The following is a 5,755-nucleotide window of genomic DNA, read 5'->3' as shown; positions in this document are numbered from 1 at the left end:
AAATCTTCACCTGGAATATTACCTCCAATTGTGCTTGGATCAAAATCATATAATACTTTGTAAAAGTCATTTAAATCATCTATTGAATCTACAGCACTTTTATACATAAGACCTATTCTTGACATAGCATCTGCTGTTATGTCCTTGTTCATTCCTAAGTTATTTTCTGCAAGTTTTCCTGCTGTTTCTGGATTCTCAAGAAGATAGTTTAATGCTTTTTCATATTCTTCTTCAAATTTCTTAACTATTTGTGGGTTACTATTTATAAATTCCCCAGAAACGCCAAATCCTGCATTTGGAATAGTTTTTTCTTTATCATTCATTACTTTTTTCCATTCTTCATCATAACTAAAAGCAACTCTTAATTTATCATTTCCTTTTATACAGTTTGTAACCTGTGGTTCAAGCAATACACCATATTCTGCCTGACCTGATTTTATAAGTTGTGCCACTTCACTTGTACTTGCATATTGAAGAGTAACATCTTCATCAGGATTAATTCCATTTGCATTTAAAAAATATTTTAATACAATATCAGGTGGTGATGATTTTAATGGAACATAAATAGTTTTTCCTTTTAAATCAGACCATTCTTTAATATTTTCATCACTTGTAACACAATAAGTTATTCCCCATGTATTTACATTTGTAAGTTTTATATCAACACCCTTGTTATACAGTTTTCCTGCAACAGTAAGAGGTAAAGCAAACATATCATGCTCTTCATCCTGAGTCATTGCAATAAGCTGTTCTGGTGAATCCCAATAGTCAATATTAATTTCAACATCATCTCCCATTGCATTTGTTTCAATCATCTGAAGTACAGCAAGTGCTGGTGCTGCCTTTGGCAATCCAAGATTAATCGATATTTTTTCTTCTGTTTTTATTTCATCTTTTGTCTTAATATTGGAATTTCCACATCCAAACATAAATATTGTTATAAGACTTAATAACAATGATAATATTTTTTTCATCATATTTGCTCCTTTATTTTTAATATAAATTTTATAAATCATATTTTTATTATGTTATTGAAATTCTAATTCAGCTTTTTATAAATAAGCTACAAAGGTTTCTATTAATTCATCTGTGTTATTGCTTATATTACTGTCAAAATATAAATCCATAACAGGCACATTTATATTGTCTTTATATTTTTCTCTTAATATTTTTAATATAGAAGCTGTATTTTCATACATAGAACTCATAATTAGTATCCCATCAACATTTTCTGCAGTAAGAATTTTTCCCAATCTATATCTTCCACTTCCTCCTGCATAAAATTGAAGCTTATCCTTAAGTATGTTTTTTATACTATCTATTTCTTTATTAAATGGAGAGTCATCTTTTAATATGAAATTTACATATTCAATATATTTTTTGACTTCAATAAGAGATTTCTTATATTTTTTATTAATCTTATTTCTCTTATGGCTGAAATCACTGAAAAATACATATAACAATTCACTTAAAGGCTCCATTACAATATTAAAATCCTTCTTAAGCTCCTTTAACTTATTGTTATTCATATAATCCTTATAAACCACTAAGGGTTCTCCAATTACAAGAAGCTTTTTCTTGGTGTCAATATGATTAATATATCCAATTTCTTCTTTTATTGACTGTATTGATTTTTTAAAGTATCTATCATTTACCCTACTGTTTCTAATAGTATTAACTAAATCAAAAAGAAATTTTTCCTGTACCTTATCATCAGGCATCTGATTTATTAAATCCCCAATAATAATACTTTTATAAAATTCAACTCCAAAATCTTCATCTTCTAAATAATCTTCTATAAAAGGACTTGTTAAATTTAGATTTACCCCCATCTCCAATGCCTTCTGTTTTATAAATGTTCCATACTGCCCAAACGTTTCACTTCCTTCATCAGTTGGGAAGTACAGTGTATATTTTCTTTTATCATTTTTAATACTGCTTATAACCTCACCCGCAAGTCCTATTAGTGAAAAATATTCCTTACTCATTGAAAACTTCTTTCCATCTGTAATACTATTTGCATTCACAGGTTCTAGTACCGTTACATTTTTTTCTTTTCTTTCAAGAAATGCTTTTAAAATATAGCTATACGGATATATATTGGGAATTATTATATTATCCTCCTCATTATTTTTCTCTGCTATTTCTGTTATTATGTTTTCATCTTCATCTACAATTTCTCTGTTTTCAAAATTATTTAAAGAATTTACAAAAGCCTCTACTCTTGTAATAATTCCAACTTTTGATGAATGCTCATCAACCTCTAAATGAAGATATGGTTTACCTTCAAATTCCTTCTTCATATAATGTGTAAGAATTGTATCTGGGCCGCATCCGTGATTTGTTATATATATGGGATATAAATTTTTACTATTTTTTATAATTCTTGCTCCAGTCAACAAGTGCTGACCAAATGGCCAGTACATATTTGAATATTCTTTATCGATTTTTATTGTTGATGCTTCAAGTTGTGAAAGATGAAGTACTTTATATCCCATTGCTTTCAGTTTATTTTCTATTCCCATATTCAAAACAGGATCAACTATATTGTAAACTCTGCTTACCATTACAAAAACTTTTTCATTCTCATTTATATCCTTAAGAACTTCATTACCTGTCTTTTCTAATTTATGCTCATAATCCATAAATTTTTTCATTCCTGCCATAACAGCTGCTGTCGTCTCAATTTTATTTTTTCCCAGAATTTTTCCTATAGTCAATAGAGTTTTTATCATATATTCTTTGCCAAAATTGAAAGATAATGTAGGAGATATAAGCTTTATTCCCTTTTGCTCCAAGTCAAATACACTATCTATTATCTTAGGTGATGTTTGCATATATACACATGCATAATCTTCCCTTACATTAGAACCAGAATGTTTCATTGTATATAGTTGAGGAAGAAATATATAATCAACTTTCTTTTTCATCAGATAAGCAATATGACCATGTATCAATTTTACAGGAAAACATGTTTCCTCAAATGAATACTCCTGACTAAGACTTATAATTTCCTCATTTGTAAGTTCTGAAAGAACTACATTATATCCAAGTCTTTTGAAAATTTCGTTAAACATTGGAAACATCTTATGAATAAACAATACTCTTGGTATTCCTATTGTTTGCTTTTCAAAATTCCGCTCTCTTATATATCCATCAAAAAAAAGTTTATCACTAATATTTTCATATTCCTTGACAGGTAATTTTGACTGTCTATCATTATTTTTCATATTCTTCTTTACAAGTATAGCTGCTCCAAGAGCCCCTGTAACACTAAAAAATCTTGGTACTATAACTTCTTTACCAAGCAAAGATCTAAAAGCATTTACAACAGCTTGATTATGAGCTATACCTCCCTGAAGAAGTATTTTTTCTCCAATCTTTCTATTTCCAACAACCCTTGTAAGATAATTTTTAACAATAGAATAAGCAAGACCTGCTGAAATATTTTCAATTGATTCATTATGTGATATAGCTTTGCTAATGTTTCCTTCGATAAATACAGTACATCTATCTCCCAAATCACAAGGATTATCACCTTTTAAAGCTACTTCTCCAAAGCTTTCAAGTCCTATTCCAATTTTTTTAATTTGTTCCTCTATAAATGCTCCTGTTCCAGCTGCACATATTTTATTCATTTCAAAATCTTTTACAAGTTTATTATCTATACTTATATATTTTGAATCCTGTCCTCCGATTTCAAAAATCGTATCCACATCTTCATATACATCTATAGCACCTTCTGCCTGTGCAGTAATTTCATTTACAACAAGATCTGCATTTACAGCCTTTCCAATAAACTCTCTGCCTGAACCAGTTGTTGCTATTCCTTTAAACTTAAAATTTTCTCCAAGTCTTTGCTTTAGAATTTCAAAATTTTCAAATACAACATCCTTTGGCTTTCCTTTTGTTTTTGTATATATGTAATCTATTACATTGTCTGAGTTATCTATAACGACAAAATTAACACTAGTAGATCCTATATCTATTCCAACATACCCTTCATTTTCGTTATTTTTTTTACAGATATGCTTGTTTTTACTGTCATTATCTCCAAATTCATCAAGTGCCCTATATATGCTTTTTTTCTTTTCCATTACAGAATCATGAATATAATATAAACTGTCAATATTTATATACTTTTTTCTATTTTCAGCAATTCTGCATGCACCAAAACATGTTAAAATTTCACATTGATCATCACATAAAAAATCATTTTCTTCTAAACATAATATTTCCTTTAGAGCTTTTAAAACACCTTTATTCTTCATTACTCCACCTGTAAGCATAACTGGCTTATTTATCAGGTTTTTCTGGATAACATTAGCCTTATAATTTCTTACAAGAGCATAACACAATCCCTGAAGTATATCTTCAACACTTACTCCATCCTGCATATGGTGTATCATATCTGTCTTAGAAAAAACACTGCATCTTCCTGCAATTCTTGGAATACTTGATGCCTTTTCTACATATGAGGATATATCTTCCACATTTATCAATAATCTAGATGCCTGTTCTTCAAGAAATGAACCCGTTCCTGATGCACAGCTAGTATTCATAAAAAATTTAATACTATTTCTATCTATATCAGTAATATATTTAGTTTCTTGAGCTCCAAGTTCAATTATTGACTTTATATTGTCTCCCTTATATAACGCACCTTCAATAAGAGCAACGTTATTATTTATATAATAAGATGAATCTAAATTTATACTTGCACTCAATGAACCTGTTATACCTAAAATAATTTCATTATCTTCTGTATTTTCCTTTTTTATATATTCAATTAAATTTTTAAAACATTCTTTTATTTTCCCTTTATGAAAGATGTAATTACTTTTTATAAGCTTATCATCTTCATCTAAATAAACATATTTGAAGGTAGATGAACCTATATCTATTCCCAACTTTTTCATAATTTCTCCTTTTATTGAAATTGATTATCATTTACTTTCAATGGATATTATAGTATATTTAAAATATAAATTCTGTCTTATATAAGACATTTAAAGGAGAAATTATGGCTGACATTATAAAAAAAATTATGGTTTCAGATTTATTTAAAAATATTGATATCAACAATATTACCAGTTTATTGAATGAAATTAACTACAAGGTTATCAATTCAGAAAAAAATGAATATATATTTGATAATTTTTTAGATTCAAATTATATAGGTCTTATATTATCAGGAACAGTTAATATAGAAAAAGTTTTACCCTCAGGAAAATCTGTTTTTATGTACTCAAAAAAGAAAGGTGATATATTTGGTGAAGTAGCTGCTTTTTCAAAATCAAAGCAATATCCCTGTAATGTTATATCTTATACAAAAAGTTTACTAGTAATATTTCATAAATCTGACTTCTTTAAATTACTCGCCCTTAATTCCGATATATTAGATAATTTTTTAGAATTAGTTTGCAATAAAACATTTTTTCTAAACAAACGTATTTCTACTCTTTCTTTTACATCTGCCAGAGAAAAAATCGTTCATTCTATTCTCAATGATTTTTTTATAAGTGAAGATTTTCTTATAAAGATTCCATTTACTAAACAATGCTGGGCAAATATTTTAAATATTTCACGAGCTTCTTTATATAGAGAATTAAACATATTGTGTGATGAAGGTTTAATATCCTTTTGCAAAACAAATATTATTAAAATTATTAATATACATAAACTAGAAAAAATCATATTGGATTAATCACAAAAATATACAATTATTCTCAAAATAATTTTGTATCAATTCAAG

Annotated in this window: 3 protein-coding genes; 1 reads left to right on the top strand and 2 read right to left on the bottom strand. The window is 27.7% G+C overall.

Features of this window, described 5'->3' with window-relative positions:
* Together Q0F58_RS16700 and Q0F58_RS16695 are read right to left on the bottom strand one after the other, a co-directional pair.
* Window positions 1-974 (bottom strand): ABC transporter substrate-binding protein (locus Q0F58_RS16700; RefSeq protein WP_294378999.1); only part of this gene is annotated, 974 nt, incomplete at its 3' end.
* A 78-nt stretch (window positions 975-1,052) separates the two neighbouring features.
* Entirely contained in the window at window positions 1,053-4,919 is a 3,867-nt protein-coding gene (locus tag Q0F58_RS16695; protein ID WP_294378998.1) for an acyl-CoA dehydratase activase, read from the bottom strand.
* A gap of 104 nt (window positions 4,920-5,023) precedes the next feature.
* Here Q0F58_RS16695 and Q0F58_RS16690 point away from each other — a divergent pair, with 104 nt between their 5' ends.
* Window positions 5,024-5,707, top strand: a complete 684-nt coding sequence (locus tag Q0F58_RS16690; protein WP_294378997.1) for a Crp/Fnr family transcriptional regulator — start codon at window positions 5,024-5,026, stop codon at window positions 5,705-5,707.
* The last annotated feature ends 48 nt before the right edge of the window (window positions 5,708-5,755 follow it).

It is taken from the genome of uncultured Clostridium sp. (genome assembly GCF_934754915.1).
GTDB lineage: Bacteria > Bacillota > Clostridia > Clostridiales > Clostridiaceae > Clostridium.
The sequence above is the reverse complement of the archived record's forward strand: the minus strand, read 5'-3'. Positions and strand labels throughout refer to the sequence as shown.